Source organism: Sulfuritalea sp., from assembly GCF_031426875.1.
Lineage (GTDB): Bacteria > Pseudomonadota > Gammaproteobacteria > Burkholderiales > Rhodocyclaceae > Sulfuritalea.
Map to the genome: position 1 here is coordinate 77,409 of NZ_JASJPC010000016.1, position 15,965 is coordinate 93,373.

The 15,965-nt window shown below is 64.0% G+C and carries 21 protein-coding genes; 5 read left to right on the plus strand and 16 right to left on the minus strand.

What is annotated here, in order from left to right; all coding sequences use genetic code 11:
- Positions 1 to 449: 449 nt before the first annotated feature.
- The 16 genes from cas2 to RMO95_RS07580 all read right to left on the minus strand — a co-directional run bounded on the left by cas2 (position 450) and on the right by RMO95_RS07580 (position 13,093).
- A complete protein-coding gene (gene cas2 / locus RMO95_RS07505; protein ID WP_310449988.1) occupies positions 450 to 740 on the minus strand; it encodes a CRISPR-associated endonuclease Cas2 in 291 nt (96 codons plus the stop codon).
- Positions 741 to 754: 14 nt separating this feature from the next.
- Entirely contained in the window at positions 755 to 1,798 is a 1,044-nt protein-coding gene (cas1c, locus tag RMO95_RS07510; RefSeq protein ID WP_310449989.1) for a type I-C CRISPR-associated endonuclease Cas1c, read from the minus strand.
- A 21-nt stretch (positions 1,799 to 1,819) separates the two neighbouring features.
- The gene (cas4, locus tag RMO95_RS07515; protein ID WP_310449990.1) at positions 1,820 to 2,449 is read right to left on the minus strand and encodes a CRISPR-associated protein Cas4; all 630 of its coding nucleotides are present in this window, start codon (positions 2,447 to 2,449) and stop codon (positions 1,820 to 1,822) included.
- Positions 2,436 to 2,819 carry a DUF5615 family PIN-like protein gene (locus RMO95_RS07520; protein WP_310449991.1) on the minus strand — a complete coding sequence of 128 codons (384 nt, stop codon included), beginning with the start codon at positions 2,817 to 2,819 and terminating at the stop codon, positions 2,436 to 2,438. The genes cas4 and RMO95_RS07520 overlap by 14 nt, the downstream gene beginning before the upstream one ends.
- A complete protein-coding gene (locus RMO95_RS07525; protein ID WP_310449992.1) occupies positions 2,816 to 3,055 on the minus strand; it encodes a DUF433 domain-containing protein in 240 nt (79 codons plus the stop codon). The genes RMO95_RS07520 and RMO95_RS07525 overlap by 4 nt, the downstream gene beginning before the upstream one ends.
- A gap of 2 nt (positions 3,056 to 3,057) precedes the next feature.
- Positions 3,058 to 3,237, minus strand: coding sequence for a hypothetical protein (locus RMO95_RS07530; protein WP_310449993.1), 180 nt, complete (start codon positions 3,235 to 3,237; stop codon positions 3,058 to 3,060).
- Between the two features lie 120 nt (positions 3,238 to 3,357).
- On the minus strand, positions 3,358 to 3,654 hold the full coding sequence (locus RMO95_RS07535; protein ID WP_310449994.1) for an addiction module antidote protein: 297 nt from the start codon (positions 3,652 to 3,654) through the stop codon (positions 3,358 to 3,360).
- A gap of 9 nt (positions 3,655 to 3,663) precedes the next feature.
- A complete protein-coding gene (locus RMO95_RS07540; protein WP_310449995.1) occupies positions 3,664 to 3,798 on the minus strand; it encodes a hypothetical protein in 135 nt (44 codons plus the stop codon).
- 45 nt (positions 3,799 to 3,843) lie between these two features.
- Positions 3,844 to 4,749 carry a type I-C CRISPR-associated protein Cas7/Csd2 gene (gene cas7c, locus RMO95_RS07545; protein WP_310449996.1) on the minus strand — a complete coding sequence of 302 codons (906 nt, stop codon included), beginning with the start codon at positions 4,747 to 4,749 and terminating at the stop codon, positions 3,844 to 3,846.
- 1 nt (position 4,750) lies between these two features.
- A complete protein-coding gene (cas8c, locus tag RMO95_RS07550) occupies positions 4,751 to 6,511 on the minus strand; it encodes a type I-C CRISPR-associated protein Cas8c/Csd1 (protein WP_310449997.1) in 1,761 nt (586 codons plus the stop codon).
- Positions 6,508 to 7,173, minus strand: a complete 666-nt coding sequence (cas5c, locus tag RMO95_RS07555; RefSeq protein ID WP_310449998.1) for a type I-C CRISPR-associated protein Cas5c — start codon at positions 7,171 to 7,173, stop codon at positions 6,508 to 6,510. The genes cas8c and cas5c overlap by 4 nt, the downstream gene beginning before the upstream one ends.
- Before the next feature lie 45 nt (positions 7,174 to 7,218).
- On the minus strand, positions 7,219 to 9,471 hold the full coding sequence (locus RMO95_RS07560) for a CRISPR-associated endonuclease Cas3'' (RefSeq protein ID WP_310449999.1): 2,253 nt from the start codon (positions 9,469 to 9,471) through the stop codon (positions 7,219 to 7,221).
- Between the two features lie 124 nt (positions 9,472 to 9,595).
- Positions 9,596 to 10,969 (minus strand): MATE family efflux transporter, encoded by a 1,374-nt coding sequence (locus RMO95_RS07565; protein WP_310450000.1) that lies wholly within the window; start codon positions 10,967 to 10,969, stop codon positions 9,596 to 9,598.
- A gap of 164 nt (positions 10,970 to 11,133) precedes the next feature.
- Positions 11,134 to 11,631: a TPM domain-containing protein gene (locus RMO95_RS07570; RefSeq protein WP_310450001.1), complete on the minus strand. Its 498-nt coding sequence runs from the start codon at positions 11,629 to 11,631 to the stop codon at positions 11,134 to 11,136.
- 1 nt (position 11,632) lies between these two features.
- Positions 11,633 to 12,454 carry a TPM domain-containing protein gene (locus RMO95_RS07575; protein ID WP_310450002.1) on the minus strand — a complete coding sequence of 274 codons (822 nt, stop codon included), beginning with the start codon at positions 12,452 to 12,454 and terminating at the stop codon, positions 11,633 to 11,635.
- On the minus strand, positions 12,455 to 13,093 hold the full coding sequence (locus tag RMO95_RS07580; RefSeq protein ID WP_310450003.1) for a LemA family protein: 639 nt from the start codon (positions 13,091 to 13,093) through the stop codon (positions 12,455 to 12,457).
- Between the two features lie 189 nt (positions 13,094 to 13,282).
- On the opposite strand from RMO95_RS07580, the gene RMO95_RS07585 reads away from it, so the two are divergent.
- The 5 genes from RMO95_RS07585 to RMO95_RS07605 all read left to right on the plus strand — a co-directional run bounded on the left by RMO95_RS07585 (position 13,283) and on the right by RMO95_RS07605 (position 15,689).
- Positions 13,283 to 14,437 (plus strand): glycosyl hydrolase, encoded by a 1,155-nt coding sequence (locus RMO95_RS07585; protein ID WP_310450004.1) that lies wholly within the window; start codon positions 13,283 to 13,285, stop codon positions 14,435 to 14,437.
- Between the two features lie 10 nt (positions 14,438 to 14,447).
- Complete coding sequence (locus tag RMO95_RS07590) at positions 14,448 to 14,705, plus strand: MoaD/ThiS family protein (protein ID WP_310450005.1); 258 nt, start codon at positions 14,448 to 14,450, stop codon at positions 14,703 to 14,705.
- A gap of 203 nt (positions 14,706 to 14,908) precedes the next feature.
- The gene (locus tag RMO95_RS07595) at positions 14,909 to 15,169 is read left to right on the plus strand and encodes a DUF433 domain-containing protein (protein ID WP_310450006.1); all 261 of its coding nucleotides are present in this window, start codon (positions 14,909 to 14,911) and stop codon (positions 15,167 to 15,169) included.
- Positions 15,166 to 15,390 (plus strand): addiction module protein, encoded by a 225-nt coding sequence (locus tag RMO95_RS07600; RefSeq protein ID WP_310450007.1) that lies wholly within the window; start codon positions 15,166 to 15,168, stop codon positions 15,388 to 15,390. The genes RMO95_RS07595 and RMO95_RS07600 overlap by 4 nt, the downstream gene beginning before the upstream one ends.
- On the plus strand, positions 15,342 to 15,689 hold the full coding sequence (locus RMO95_RS07605) for a type II toxin-antitoxin system RelE/ParE family toxin (protein WP_310450008.1): 348 nt from the start codon (positions 15,342 to 15,344) through the stop codon (positions 15,687 to 15,689). Before RMO95_RS07600 ends, RMO95_RS07605 begins: the two co-directional genes overlap by 49 nt.
- The last annotated feature ends 276 nt before the right edge of the window (positions 15,690 to 15,965 follow it).

Consider the following 15,965-nt stretch of genomic DNA (forward strand, 5'->3'; position numbering starts at 1 on the left):
AAATCCGCATACATACCGGTTTCAATCCTCGCCCGGCCCTCACGGGCCGGGCGTCGCCAAAGGCGTTGATCCACCAGTAACACCAGACGCGGTTTCAATCCTCGCCCGGCCCTCACGGGCCGGGCGTCCAGCTGTCGCAGTTGATAAATCCGCATACATACCGGTTTCAATCCTCGCCCGGCCCTCACGGGCCGGGCGTCCGAACACATATCCATGTTCGACAAACGACTGTGAGTTTCAATCCTCGCCCGGCCCTCACGGGCCGGGCGTCTGGTTTCGCGCATCGCATTGAGTCATCGAACGAAATTCCTCGCTTTGCGCGAACCGTCCAGCACCTCGCCGAAACGAGGCACTGCCAATTCTCCTACGCCCAATTTCGGAATGCAAAATCAGGTAGTTGCCTTTGCCGCGAACCTGCCGGCAATTCCACGTCACTTGCGATCCGCGCGTCATAGCACCAGTGGCCCTTCAAAATCGACTGCCTTGAACTTTCCGTACTCGCGCACATGCAGTTCGACGGGTTCGGTCAGGCGGTAGAAGCGCAGGCAGTCTTCCGCCAATTCGATTTCCGCCAGCAGCCGGCGTTCGAGTTCCTCGAACTGCATCGCGTCGACCTTGCATTCGAATACCGATTTCTGCACGCGCTGACCCATGCCTTCGCAGACCCGTGCCACGCGCCGCAAACGGCGGCGGCCGGCTTTGGTTTCGGTGGAGACATCGTAGCTGACGATGACAAGCATGATCCTGCCTCCGCTTACTTTGGACAAAACGGCAGGTAGCCTTCCGCATCGCCGCGCACGGCGCGCGCAAGCAGACGTGCCTGCACGAAAGGGACAAGGCCAAGAGCGAAACTCGACTCCAGCAAGGGATGCATCAGTGCTTCTTGCTTGCGTTCCTGATATGCGGTTACCACCGCCCGCCGCACATCGTCTTTCAGTGTCACCGCGCCACCGGAGTGCTCCTCGAAATCATCGGCATTGACCTGCCGACGATTGATCAGCGTCAGAGCCAGGCGGTCGGCCAGCAGCGGACGGAATTCTTCCATGAGATCGAGCGCGAGAGCTGCGCGGCCGGGACGCAGCGCATGCAGGAAGCCGATTTGCGGATCGAGGCCGACGCTCTCCACTGCCGAACGCACGTCGTTCATCAGCATCGCATACAGAAAGGAAAGCAGTGCATTCATGCGATCCAGCGGCGGTCGGCGCGTGCGGCCGTTCATGGTGAAGGCCTGCCGCGCCTCGGGACGCACCAGCAAAGTCAGCGCGGCAAAGTAGCGCTTGGCCTGGTCACCTTCGATGCCGCGCACGGCGTCGAGGTCCGCCGCGTGTTCGAGCCGGGCCAAGGCGCGGCCGAGTTCGTCGGCGGTTGCCGTCAGCACGGCACTGTCTTCCTCGCGGCCGTTCTCGCGCGCACCGCGTTGCACTACCTGACGGCAATTCTTCAACTTGCCGGCGATACAGGATTTGGCGACGGCCAAACAAAAGTCGGCGCTGGCCGCATTGTCCAATAAGCGGTGATGCTGGGCCTGGCGCAGCAACACGTTGCCGGATACCGGACCTTCCAGCCGCGCCTTGAAGCGGCCGCGGCCATCGAGCAAGACCAGGCTCTTGCCCTCGTCGGCCAGACGATGCATGAGGATGGGCGAGACCATCACATGACCGAAGCAGACCACGGACGAGAGATGATGCAGCGGCACCCGCAGGCGCGTTTCGTGTTCGATCTCGACGCGCAGGGTGTCGTTGTCGAGATGCAGATAGCTTTCCGGGAGGGTGACGTACAGGGTGTTGAGCAGTTGCATGGCGCGGCCTTCCGGACGGGTTTAGCCCTCGGGGTCGAACAAGTGCGCCCGCCTCGCCGCGAGCGCGCCTGTTTCGCCCAGAGAGGGCTGGCATTGCTCGATCAGCGAGCACTGTTTGCAGCGGGCGTCGTTGGCGGGCGGCGACAGCTCACCCGAGTCGATCTGGATGCGCACGGCGGCGGTGACGTCCTCGACACGGCGCCGGAGATCGGCCGTGATCGGCACTACGCGCCGGCGCTTGGAGGTGGCGTAATAGATCGCGCCATGCGGCACGGCGCGACCGGTCATTTCTTCGAGGCACAGCGCCTGCGCGGCCAGTTGCAGATCGTCGCAGGCGGCAATCCACGCCGCCTTGCTGCGGCTGCCGTGTTTGTATTCCACCGGATAAGGCGTGCCGTCGGCTTCGAATTCCACGACATCGGCCTTGCCGATCAAGCCGAGACGATCATTCCAGACGGGTAGCGCGCGCTCCACGCGCAGGCCGGCGCGCGTCTCGACGCCGGGCTGGTCGACCTGCTTATGTACGGCCTGGCCGCGCAGGGTGTGCAGGTTCTCGGCGAATAGTTGCTCGACGTGAATCAGCGCGCACTGGCGCGGGCAATAGCACCAGTGCTGGAGCGCGGAGAGGGGGATGGGGTCAGGAAAGTCCACCGGACAGACCGGCCAGAAATGGGCGGCGGCGTACCGTGTGACCATCGAATATGTGGAAGCAGCCTTCCTGAAGCTGCTGCGCGTCGTGTAGCTGCACCAACCAATCCGCCGGTTCCTCCGGCTGATAAGAGGTCACACGCAGTAAGACAATGACACCCGGCGCCGGCAATCCCCGCTTGAAGACCAGCTCGCCATAGTCGCGGTCAAAGGTCGCCAACCAGCGCCCTTCGGCGCGGGCGCGCTCCATCACCACGTCATCGTCGATACTCGGGCTATCCTCGCTGATCGCGGCGACATCCCACCCGCGCGCTCGCAGGCGCAGAACCGAAGGCTGCGGAAAGTTCTCGTTCAGCAGCCAGCGCGGCGTCATGCCGTGGCCTTTTGAATGGCAATGTAGTCCTCCTCGCGGAATACTTCGGTGACGAACGAGATGGCCGCCAGCACGTCGTCGCGCGTGACGCGCGGATACGACTCCAGTATTTGCTCCATGCTCCAGCCGTCGGACAGGCGGTCCATCAGCAGTTCCACCGAAATGCGCGTGCCTCGGATAATGGGCTTCCCGACGAGCACCTTGGGGTCGACAACTACATGGTCTTTCCAGTTCATTTTCAGCACCTCCGAATCAGTGTTGCTTCTTTGTCCTCATCGAAATGGCAGCGCACGGCATCGCGCGCCTGCGCGTGCAGGCTCGGGAGGCCGTCGGCTTCGGTAAAGATGTCCTCACCGACCGCGCGGGCCGTATAACCTCCCTCCGGCGCTTCTTCGACGATGAAATGGATTTCGGTCATGACCTTGATTTCCTTATGTGCGGCGGCAAAACTCAACGTACGACGATCTTTATGGTCGCGCTGTGCGGCAAGGACTCGATTATCCGCTCAACGCCTCAACTTCCCACGGGCGCACCGAAGCTACGCCGCCGGTGAAGCATGAAGCTGGAAGCCCAGCGCCTTGACCACCTTCATCACAGTCGCGAACTCCGGATTGCCTTCACTCGACTGCGCCTTGTACAGGCTCTCGCGCGATAGCCCGGTATCGCGCGCCAACTGCGTCATACCACGCGCCTTGGCGATCACGCCCAGCGCGTGGGCGATCAGCGCCGCGTCGCCGTCCTCAAGACAGGCTTCCAGATAGAGGACCATTTCCTCTTCCGTCTTCAGGTGCTCGGCCGAATCCCAAGGCCGCAATTTGATCGATGTCGCTGCCATGCTCCGCTCCTACAGGCGGCGGGCCAGTTCCAGCGCCCGCTTGATGTCCTTCGACTGGGAGGATTTGTCGCCTCCCGCAAGCAGAATCACCACCTCGACCCCGCGCTGCGCGAAATAGACGTCGGTGGAGAGAATCTGCTTCACGGATTGTGGCCCATGAGATACATCTATGGAAGTAGCGGCGACCGGTCAGCAGCGGCGAATCAGTGTGACGTTCGGCTGGCCTGCAATCGCATGCTCACCGACCGAGACAGGCTGGCCGTCAAACAGCACCGAATAGGCGCCAAAGTCGCGGGCTACGTCGCCACCCATGCGCGTCTCCGTCAGACGATCGAACAAGGCATGGGCCGGGGCGTTGCCAAGTTCGGACTCGTGCTTGAAGACGTAAAGCCCGCGCGTCGACATTTCACCCCGTGCGGCGGAGCGGTCGTGCTCGAACATCTGCTCGAATGCCTTGAAAAGAAGTTCAAGGTCGTCATCAGAAAAACTTGTCTGTTTGGCCAGAAACGAGGAAATGAAGCCATGCGAGCGATAAAGGCCGTAGGGGACGGTGTGCTTGCGGCCCATGGTGCGGTTATCTCCTTCCTGTTTCTCGGCCTCGGCTTCGGTCGCCACCGCCATTCGCGTAATGGAATGTTCCTGCGCGATCACCGGGTCGACGGAGCGGGCAAAGGTGAGTTGCACCGGGCCACGTACCTGACCGCAATTGACGCCGGTGGACATCACCGCGCCGAAGGTGCGCACGTCGAAAAAGTTGGCGCACATCCACTTGCGCGCATCCTCGACGGCGTCGCCGCCCTTGCGCTTCTTGCCTTCGCCCTCCAACGCGTCCTCACGGCCGATGGCGACATAGGCGCGCTTGTGCTGGGCATTGAGCACCGCTTTTTCCTTGACGTAGATTTCATATGGCGGATGTTCGCCCTTGACCATGCCGACGTAATTGCGCAGCTTGCGCTTGAGGCAGACATCAGTAACCAAACCGTCGCCGGTTTCGGCGTCGAGACGCGGCAGGTTGCCGGCGTCGGGGTCACCGTTGGGATTGCCGTCTTTCACGTCGAACAGCAGCACGAAGTCATAGCGGTGGTTCAGGCTCATTTCATTTCTCCTCGGAAGATTCGGAAGTTGTTTTCGGCGTGTAGAAGTCCTGGCGCTGATGGTAGTAACCGAGCGCAAAGCGGCCTTGTTCGGGCAGCGGCAACTGGCGCGGAAAATCGGCGATACCGCCCATGATTTCGCCAATCAGACGCTCGAGATTGACGCGGCGGCCGGGCGAGAGCTTGCCCAGGTGGTGGTTCTTCAAGCGCAGCAGCGTGGTGAACACGGCCACCGGCGTGGAGGACGCGGCGCCGTAGTAGCGGTCGCGAATGGTGGCGTTGAGGCCAGGGCTGGCTTCTTCCTGAATTTTTTCCAGCACGGCGAACAGTCGGCCGAGACGGTAGGCCGGACTGGGGTGGGCGGTGTCGAGCATGGGGGCGAACTCCTTCTCGGTGGCTGATGTTGAATTGCGGTTGGCATTGCGAATGGATCTGTTCAGGCAGGCCTTGAGCACGGCGGCGCGCGGGTAGGTGACACGCTGCTCGGCGCGGCAGCGACCGACGGCGCCTTGAAGCAGTGCGGTGGGATAGGCAACGTCTTCGCCAGCAAGCACGGCGCGCACGACATCGCCACCCAGCCTGGGCGGAATGTTGTCGGCCTTGCCCTGCACAGCGATGCCGGCGAGCAGGCGGAACAACGAGAGGTAGCGCGGATCATTCGGCCCCCGCGCCACGTCGAGGTCGTCGAAATGGCGGCGCAAACGCGCGCCGAGTTCCGCCGCCGTCCCGGTCTGCCAGAAGCGCACAGCGATGCGCGCCGCGTTAGGCGCCAAACCCAGCACATGGCAGCGGGTCGCATCCTCGTCGCTGACAAAGCGGCCGCTGTGGATGGAACGGTAGAGCGCGTCGAGCGCCCGCGCGCCGCGGTCGGGGTCGTCCTTCGGCGACTCGCCGAAGAGATCAGGCACCAGGGTTTCGAAGTCGCTTGACCTTTCCGCCCAGAACACCGTAGAAGCATCACCAACCTGCACGCGCTGGCGCGAGTCGCGCCCGAGCAGGTGATTCAGCGCCGTGGTGTAGGCGAAGGCGGCGGGCTTGCCGACGGGCGCGTTCGCACCCTGCCGCTTGCCGTAGGAATTGAAGGCGTCGAGATTGAAGGAAACAACGTTCGCCCCCGACGACTGCGCACCCCACACGCCCTTGATTGCTGCATGCAGCCGCTCAGCCGGCGCCATCGCGCCGCTGACCAGGCAGAAGGCGGAATCGCTGCTCTCGCCTTCCTCCATCGTCGCGGTGGCCAGGGCTACCGCTGGATGCTGGCAGACCAGTTCAACCTCGCCTTGCAGGCGGAAACTCATGACCGGGTTGCCTTCCAGAATCTCAGGCCAGAGCGGGTCGCTTTCCAGCGCGGCAATATCGACTGCGTCCAGAAACTTGCGCACTGCGACGACTCCCGACAAGGCGGTAGTCGACTCCGGCAGAGCCTCAATGCGGGCACGGAAGGCGGCGTGCTGCTCGACAACCCGCTCCGGCTTGCCACGCGTGTCGACGCCGAGTACATATTCGGCGGTATCCCACAACAGATTGGCGGCGATACCCGAAGCACGCTTGACCGCCTGCGGTACCAGGAAACGCTGGCCTAGCAGCCTCTTGCCTTCCTTGCGCCGCGTGTCGCGGATCGGCGGCAGCCAGCGGCCCGCCGCGTCGATTTCGAGGATGAAGGGAATTTCCTTCTCCTCCAGTCCGAAGGCGGGCAGGCGTCTGGCCGGATCGGGATCGGCGGCCTTGCGCCGGTAGTAGTCGTTGAGGGCTTGAAGAATCATCGCCGAATCTCCTCGCCTTCCCAAGCCGGCACGTTCACTGCACCGTTCGCCATCTGTGCGCGGAAAAACCGGGGTTGCGAATCGGTGGGATTGGCGAAATCCAGGTCATGCAGCATCCAGCCCAAGTCGCGGCTTTCGGCGATGGTCGGGGCTTCGACGGCTGGGTCGGCGACATAGCGGAAGCGCGCAGCGAATTCACGGCAGCCGAGATAAGGCTGATTGACACATTGACCTGCCTCGGCGCGGCGCTCGAACATGGCACGGTACTTGGCCGGCGGGCTCTGGTCGACGCGGTCGGGCTCGATGTCGAGATCGGCATGGATGCGGTAGGAGACATCGCGCAGGAACAAGCCGGCCCGCTGCTGGCGCTCGTCCTCGATATTGAGGGCAAGCACGCCATCGCCACCGTTCATCGCCGTCTGCACGTTGCGCACCGACATCACAGCGCCGACTTCGTTGCGGCGCAAATTGATCCAGCGGATCGGCTTCAACACCTCTATTCGGCGCACGCGCCAGCGCACCGCCGGTTTCCAGAAGATCGCCTCGAATACCGCACGGGCGGCGGATGGTGTCATTACGTCGTAGGAGACGCGCTCCACTTTCATTTCCGGTCGGGTGAAGCAAGCGAAGTCGCCGGAGACTTCAAGGCAATACGGTTTCATTCGCATCCTCCCTGCATTGTTTCGTCATTGTCCGCCATGACATGGTTATACAGCAAGGCCAGCCGCCGAAAGTGAAGGATTGTCCTCGTCCAGCAAACCAAGCACAGGGTCATACAGCAAATCGTTGCGCTGCACGAAACAGCCGGGCTGAACTTCCGCCACGTCGCCTCGCATCAGCATGCGTTCCACGACCCGCTGCCGCACCGTCACGGCGCAGCGTTGCAGCTTGCGCATCAGCCAGCGCTCCGGACCATCTCGTTCGAGCTGGCCAAGCAGCGCGTCGATCCCCTGGTAACCGTCATAGCGGACGAAGACCATCGCCTGATCCTCGTCGTCGATGAGGCGGAAATTATCGGCGGCGGTGCGGAACTGGACGCCGAGCGCTGGGTCCGGCGTCAGGTCGCGCACGATGCCCTTGGCGTCGAGATCAATCCCGAAATAGAGCCGGTCGAAATATCGCTCGAACAACTCCGGCGCCAGCGGTTCGCCATCCCAGGCCTGTAGCACCGAGAGGCAGGCGTTCTCAGCTTGACGCAGGAATCCGGGAGGCGCAGCGCTTGGCGGCTGGAAGACCACCACCGTGCCCCGCTCTTGTTCGCCTTCGCGGTTGCAGCGCCCGGCCGCTTGGGCGATAGAGTCAAGCCCGGCGAAGGCGCGGTAGACAGCGGGGAAGCTGACATCCACGCCAGCCTCTATCAAGCTCGTGCTGATGACGCGTAGAGGTCGTCCGTCACGCCCTTCGCGTTTGTCCTTAAGCCGCTGCTTGATTTCCGCAATGACCTGTGCCCGGTGCGCACCGCACATCAGCGCCGACAGGTGCAGCGTGCCTTCCGGCATCAAACGCCACAGCTTGCGCGCATCGCCGCGCGTAGTGACGATGGCGAGGGCGCAATCCTGTGCCATCAGCTCGGTTGCAATGTCCTCCCAACTCGAACGGTGCGTCCATTCCGGGAGACGCACGTCGACACGCTTGAGGCGACGGTAGAGTTCGCCGGGGTCGGCGATGATTTCGGTCACGTCGTCGAGCCCGCGCCGGCTGCGCGCGGCGTCGAAATAGGTCTTGCTCGCCAATGCCGGCTGGGTGGCCGTGCACAGCACCACCGTAGCACCGTAATGCCGTGCCAAGAGGTTGAGAACGTCGAGGATGGGTTGCAGAAATTCCGGCGGCAGGCATTGCGCCTCGTCGAGGACGATGACGCTGTCGCAGAGGTTGTGCAGCTTGCGGCAGCGCGAAGTCTTGGCCGCGAACAGGGATTCGAACAGCTGCACGTTGGTGGTGACAACCAGCGGCGCATCCCAGTTTTCGCAGGCCAGGCGGGACCGCGCTGTTTCATGACTTTCGTCGGTCTCGGCTTGGCTGTGATGCTCGACAACATTGGCCGCACCGAAGATGCGACCGAATATGTCGGCAGTCTGTTCGACGATACTGGTATACGGAATCGCATAAACGACGCGGCGCTTGCCGTGGACGCGGGCATGTTCGAGGGCAAAGGCCAGCGACGACAATGTTTTTCCTCCGCCGGTCGGCACGGTGAGGGAGTACAGACCCGGCGCGCCTTGTGCGCGAAAGCGGCATTGCGCCAGCACTTCGCCGCGCAGGCGGTTGACCGGAGTATCCGGTGCCCGGGCCATAACTTCGGCCATATGCGCGTCGAAGTCCATCGCCAAACTCGCCAACTCCGGATAGCCCGCTCGCGCCTCGGCACGGGAGCCGTCCATGAAGGCTTCGGTATCGAGGAAATCGGCGTCGACGAGGCAGGAAAACAGCATGCGCGTCCATAGCGCATATCCCTTGCCGCCACCAGGCGAATGCCGCAGATCAGGCGCGGCGCCTCGTGCCAGCAATTCTGCCGGAGCTGCTACCCGCGCTTCGTCGAGTTCCCGCCGCGTGTCGGCATTGTCTGCCGCCAAACGGCCGTCGAGACCACCGTGCCAGTCCCTCAAACCTCCATGATGACCAGCGATCAGATAAGCCAGAACTCGGCCGGGAATACCGAAACGCTCGATCGAATGCAGAGCACCGGCGGCGGAATGCGTCTTGTCCTTTCCCTGCACGCGGCCCTCGATGTGGGCTTCGTTGCCCGCAGGCGATCGGACGTACTTCTGAAAACCCGGCCGATACTTGCCGAGGTCATGCCACAAGCCGGCCAGTTCCTCCACGTCTGCCGCGCCGAAGTTCTCCGCAAAGACTTTCGCCAAGCGGCCAACTTCACTCAGATGTGCGTCGAGTCCGTGGAAACCTCCATCTCCTCCATCCCGTCCTCCACCACCCGACCGCGCATGCGCAATGAACTCCATCGCCCGCCTCCCTGACATGAATGTAGCCATCATACCGGCGAGGTGGCTCACCAGACGAGCCTGCGAAACATTAGTTCACGGCGCCGTCTGCCACAAAAGTTGGCGCTGGCGGGACGGCGATTTATCAGTGCGGATTGGCGCCACCCGGCATGTCGTGGCCTGAAATCCGCAGGAAATAAGCCAGCACCCCCGCGCCGGCAATCGACAGGCTCGCCACGGCCGCGATCCAGAAGCCTGCCGCGCCCATGCGCGTGCCGAAGGCATCGGTCAGGCCGAGCAGATAGCCGCCGCCCAGGCCCACACCCCATAGCGAAAGTGCATAGATCACCATCGGCGCCATGGCGCGCTTGTAGCCGCGCAGCACCTGGGCCATGACGGCCTGCACGGCGTCGGCGAGGTGATAGACGGCGACGATGCCGAGCAGCGTGGTGGCGGCGGCGGCAACCACCGGGTCCGATGTGTAGGCGCGCGCCAGCGGCGCGGCGCCGAAGCCAATGGCCGCGCCAGTAATCGCCGCCGCGCCGCAACCGACGGCGAGGCCGAGCAAACCGGCGTGCCGCGCGCGTCGGCTATCGCCGGCGCCCAGCGCCTGGCCAACCACCACGCCGGTGGCGACGCCCAGGGCGAGGGGCACCATGAAGACGAACACCGCGACATTGGCGGCAACCTGGTGCGCAGCGGAAACCTCCGGTCCGAGGCGGGCGATGAACAGCGCCATGAAGGTAAAGGCGGTGACATCGACGAGGAAGGTGGCGCCCATCGGCAGGCCCAGCACCAGCAATCCGCGCAGGGCCGTCAGGCGCGGCCACTCGAAGCGGGCGAAGACGCCGTAGGGCGCGTATTCGGCATTGCGCCGGCACCACAGCCAGGACAAGGTCGCAACGGTCCACATGATGACGGCGGTGGACCAGCCGCAGCCCGCACCGCCCATGGCCGGGAAACCGAAATGGCCATACATGAAGACCCAGTTGAGCGGTGCCTTGAGCGCCAACCCGAGCAGGTTGAACGTCATCACCGGACGCGGCCGGCCGATGCCGTTGGTGAAACCGTAGAAGACACGGAAGAACATTACGCCCGGCACCGCCCAGGCCGAGCCTTCGAGATAGGCGCGCACCTTGAATTCCACCTCGGGGGTCAGGCGCGAAAAAGCCAGCAGCGGATCGGGATGTTTCAGGGCGGCGAAGGCAAGCAGCGAGAGCAGCAGCGCCAGCCAGGCGCATTGCCGCACGTCGGCGCCGATCTCGGCGTAGCGTTGCGCGCCGTAATGGTGAGCCACCACCGGCGTCAGCGCCAGCAGCACGCCCATCAGCGCCATGATGATGGTGATGTAGATGCTGGCGCCGATGCCGACCGCCGCCAGGTCGACCGAGGACAGGTGGCCGGCCATCAGCGTGTCGATCACGCCATTGGCCATCACCGCGGCCTGGGCGATCAGCACCGGCCAGGCTAGGTGCAGCAGTTCGCGCTGAAGTGAACGCGAGGAACGATGAACGGTCATCGGCGAAGTCTAGTTCACTGGACCGCAGGGCGGCCGTAGGGCGGCCGTAGGGCGGACTTCAGTCCGCCATCCACTTCTGGCCGACTGAAGTCGGCCCTACAACGCCATCCACCCTGGCCGACTGAAGTCGACCCTACAACGGCATTCCGGCAGCCCTGCTGGCCTCAGAGCACCAATGGCTGGTCCGGTAATTCGTTGGGGTTGCTCGCGCCCGCCGGGAAATGGCCCGCCAGCAGTGCGCCGGCGCGTGCCACGGCCTGCAGCGCCCCGTCACGCCATCGGGCATCGTGGAAGCTGGCCTCCATCTCGCGGCAGATCGCGTCCCATTCGAACTGCGGCACCCGCGCCGCGATGCCGCGGTCGGCGAGGATCTCGACGCGGTGCTCGACCAGTTGCACGTAGATCAAGATGCCGCTGTTTTCCGCGGTGTCCCAGACGCGCAGGGCGGCGAACAGTTCGATCGCCCGCTCGCGTGCCGAGAGCTCGCGCCACAGCGCGGACAGCGGCAGCGAGCCCTCGGCGACGAAGCGCAGCTCGCCGCGATGCGTTTGTTCGCCGGCCGCGATGGCCGCGCCGATCGCCGCCTGGTCGGCCGCGGAAAATACGCGCCGCAACCACCAGTCGGGCAGCAGCAGATGCCGGAGGCAACGGATCAGTTTCATCTCACCACCTGCCCGAAGCGCCGCCGCCGCCGAAGCCGCCGCCCCCCGAGAAACCGCCGCCACCGCCGCGAAACCCGCCGCCGCCGCGCGACAGCAGGTTGAAGAAGGACAGGACGAAGACCGCCACGCCGGCCAGGCCCGCTGCCAGCCAGGAACCGAAGATAACGAAGCCCAACCCGCCGGCGACCAGACCGGCGATGAGCGAACCGAACAGGCCGAACAGGCTGCGCAGCACGCCGCCGGCCACCACCGCCGCCATCAGCCAGGGAAACAGGTCGGCCTGCTCTGCATTCTGGCCCACGCCGCCAGCCGGGCGCGCGGGCGATGCGGCCGGCGCATCGCCGCCGATGGCCCGGTCGAGCGCCTCGACGGCCGCCAGCAGGCCGCCGAAGAAATCGCCGGCGGCAAACCGCGGCGCCATGCGCTCGGCGACGATGCGTTTGGCCACGGCATCGGGAATCGCGCCTTCGAGCCCGTAGCCGACCTCGATGCGCATCGTCCGATCGTCCTTGGCGACGATGACGATGACGCCGTTGTCGGCGCCCTTGTGGCCGATCTTCCAGGCCTCGGCCAGGCGTATGCCGAATGCTTCGATGGCCTCGGGCTGGGTGCTCGGCAGCAGCAGTACGGCGACCTGCGCGCCGCGGCTTCTTTCAATGGCGGCCAGTTGCGCTTCGAGGCGGCCGCGTTGCGTGGCATCCAGCGTTGCCGTCAGGTCGGTGATGCGGCCGGTCAAAGTCGGCAGCGGCTCCGCCGCGTCGGCGCCGGCCGGCAGCAGCGCCAGCCAGATCAGCGCCAGCAGGGCGGGCCAGAGGCGGCGCACTTACTGATAGCCGGCCGAGGTCGGTGAAGCCGGTGCCGCTGCCGGGGCCGGCGCGTCGAACTTGATCGCCGGCGGTGCCGACATGGCCTTTTCGTCATCGACCGTGAAATTGGCCTTGGTCTTCCAGCCCATGACGCTGGCGGTAAGGCTGTTGGGGAAGGTGCGCACCGAGACGTTGTATGCCTGCACCGACTTGATGTAGCGGTTGCGCGCCACGGTGATGCGGTTCTCGGTGCCTTCCACCTGCGCCTGCAGGTCGCGGAAATTGGCGTCGGCCTTGAGCTGCGGATAGTTTTCGGCGACCACCAGCAAGCGCGACAGCGCGCCGCCGAGTTCGCCCTGGGCCTTCTGGAACTTGGCGAAGGCTTCCGGATCGTTGATCAGTTCCGGCGTGGCCTTGAGCCCGGCGACATTGGCGCGCGCCTCGGTGACCCGCGTCAGCACTTCCTTCTCGTGGCTGGCATAGCCCTGCACCACCGAGACCAGGTTGGGAATCAGGTCGGCGCGGCGCTTGTACTGATTGAGCACTTCCGACCACGCGGCAGCCACCGCCTCGTCGTTGATCTGGATCTGGTTGTAGCCGCAACCGGACAACAGGCTGGCCGCAAGGGCCAGCACGGCAAACAGGCGCATACGCATGGCAATCTCCAACATGTAGAAAACAAACGGAATATGGCGGCGATGCGCGGCGATTGCAAGGGCCGGGGTTTGCCCGATGCAACTTGCCGGGATTTTCACTATCGAAGCAGGAGGCTCCGGCGACGGTAGGCCTACTGCTGCAAGGGTTTCCCGCTGCAATCTCAGATGACTTCAGGAAAGGAGTTGATCATGGCAGTTAACCAAAACGCAGCCACACCCAAGCCGGGCAACACGTTGCTGCTGGTCGCGACGCGCAAAGGGGCGTGGCTCTACCACGGCGATCCGGCGCGCGCGACCTGGCGCGCGGACGGCCCGCACTTTCTGGGCCACATCATCAGCCATGTGGTGCTCGATCCGCGCGATGGCCGAACCCTGCTCGCCGCGGCGAAGACCGGCCACCTCGGGCCGACGATTTTCCGCTCCACGGACCTGGGCCGCAGCTGGAAGGAAGCCGCGCAACCGCCGGCCTTCGCCACGGTCGCCGACGGCGGGCGCTCGGTCGATCACACCTTCTGGCTGACGCCGGGCCATGCCGACGAGGCGGACGTCTGGTATGCGGGCACCTCGCCCCAGGGCCTGTTCCGCTCCGCCGACGGCGGTGTGACCTGGGCGCCCTTCTCCAACATCAACGACGATCCGCAATACCGCAAATGGATGGGCACGGTGCAGGACGGCACGCCGGACGGCCCGAAACTGCATTCGATCATCGTCGATCCGCGCGATGCCGCGCACCTGTATCTGGCGATGTCGGGCGGCGGCGTGCACGAGTCGACCGACGGCGGCGAAAGCTTCGCGCCCATCGTCGAGGGACTCGAGGTGGTCGAGGGCTTCGACCGCAACGACATCGCGTTTCACGACCCGCACTGCGTCCGCCTGTGCCCGAGCAATCCGGATCGCCTGTACCAGCAGAACCACTGCGGCATCTACCGTCTCGACCGGCCGTCACGGCAATGGCTGCGCATCGGCAAGAACATGCCGCAGCAGGTCGGCGACATCGGCTTTCCGCTGGTGCTGCATCCGCGCGATGCCGATACGGCGTGGGTGTTTCCGATGGACGGCACCGAGGTCTGGCCGCGCACCAGTCCGGACGGCAAGCCGGCGGTCTATGCCACGCGCGACGCCGGCGCGACCTGGCAGCGTCTCGACGCCGGCCTGCCCGCCGGCGAGGCCTGGTGGACCGTCAAACGGCAAGCCATGACGGCCGACCGGCGCAACCCGCTGGGCCTGTATTTCGGCACCACCAGCGGCGAACTCTGGATGAGCCGTGACGAGGGCAAGGAGTGGCGCTGCATCGCCCAGCACCTGCCGGAAATCTACGCCGTGGAAGCGGCAGAGCCGGCCTAGCGGCACCATCGTGAAAGTGCTGATCCCCAGCGCGCTGCGCTCCTACACCGAGCGCGCACACGCCGAGGCCAGCGGCGCCACGCTCGCCGCCGTGGTCGCCGACCTGGACCGGCAATACCCTGGAATCCGCTTTCGCATGATCGACGAACAGAACCGGATCCGTCGGCACATCCGCTTCTTCGTCAATGGCGCGCAGGTGCGCGAGCTTGCGCAACCGGTCAGCGCCGGCGAAGAACTGATCATCGTCCAGGCGCTGAGCGGCGGCTGACAGCAGCGCCGCATGCCGATTTGACGGAAGGCGAAAATCGAGCGGGAACGCGGATGCGAAAGTTGGCGCAGGCGCCGTATCGCCAGCGCCGACTTTCAGGCAGGACCTGATGCGATGAAAGCCAAAGTGATAGAGTGCGATCGTCATCAAAAAGCAGCGAGCGCCGCCGATTACGCGACATCGCTTGTGAGGAGAATTTCGCCATGACCATGAACTTCAAGCCCTACATCACCCGCGATCCGGCTATTTGCGGTGGCGATGCGGTCGTCACTGGAACCCGCGTCACTGTAAGGACCATTCTCGCCAGTCTGGCCGAAGGCATGAGCGACGAAGACATTCTGGCCGATTTTCCGACGCTAAATCAGGATGCCCTGCGTGCGGTGATTGCGTTTGCGGCCTTCTCGCCGTCGCCGACATTTGATGACATCGATCCCATAGCACCAAGACAAGGAGTTCGCCAATGACCACCGTTGACATAGTTGCCATGCCGGTTTCGGAAAAGCTCAAGCTGATGGAAACGCTTTGGGACTCGCTGTGCCAGCAATCCGGTGGAAACGTGGAATTGCCCTCATGGCATGGCGAGGTGCTTGAGCAGCGCCTGCGCCGCCTTGCCAGCGGCGAGGAATCGGTGGCGCCTTGGAACGAAGCGAAGGAACGCATCCGCGCCCAGATCAAGTCTCACTGATGCAGGTCAGGATAGCCCGCTCGGCAGAAACCGACCTGCTCGAAGGCTATGCGTTTTACGAAGAGCAACAGGCAGGTATTGGCGAGTATTTCCTCGACAGTCTGTTCGCCGACATCGATGCGCTTGCGCTGTTCGCCGGCATTCATCCCAAGCCGACCGGGAACCTGCATCGCACCCTCGCCAAGCGTTTTCCGTTCGCGATTTACTACGACCTGAGAGACGACATTGCGACCGTCGTGGCCGTGCTCGACTGTCGCCAGAATCCTGCGTCGATCACGGAGCGCTTGCAGCCTAGCTGATCGCCGTCGCGGACTCTGTCTGCCGGGGATTCCGCTTCGCGGGCCGGCAAGCGCCGACTTTCGGGAAACCGGGGTCTGCCTCCGAATATTCCAATAGAATATTTCAGATCTCTTTGTGCTGGCAGCATAAAAGCATAGGCCCTCTAATGGGCCTATGCATTTTGAATTGATTCAGGGGGTACTATGAGCCTACGAGATCACGGCCTATTGAAGCCGCGCATCTAGCAGCCTGTCGGACTTCACCAATGTTATGCTATAATCATAGGCATTGAATCG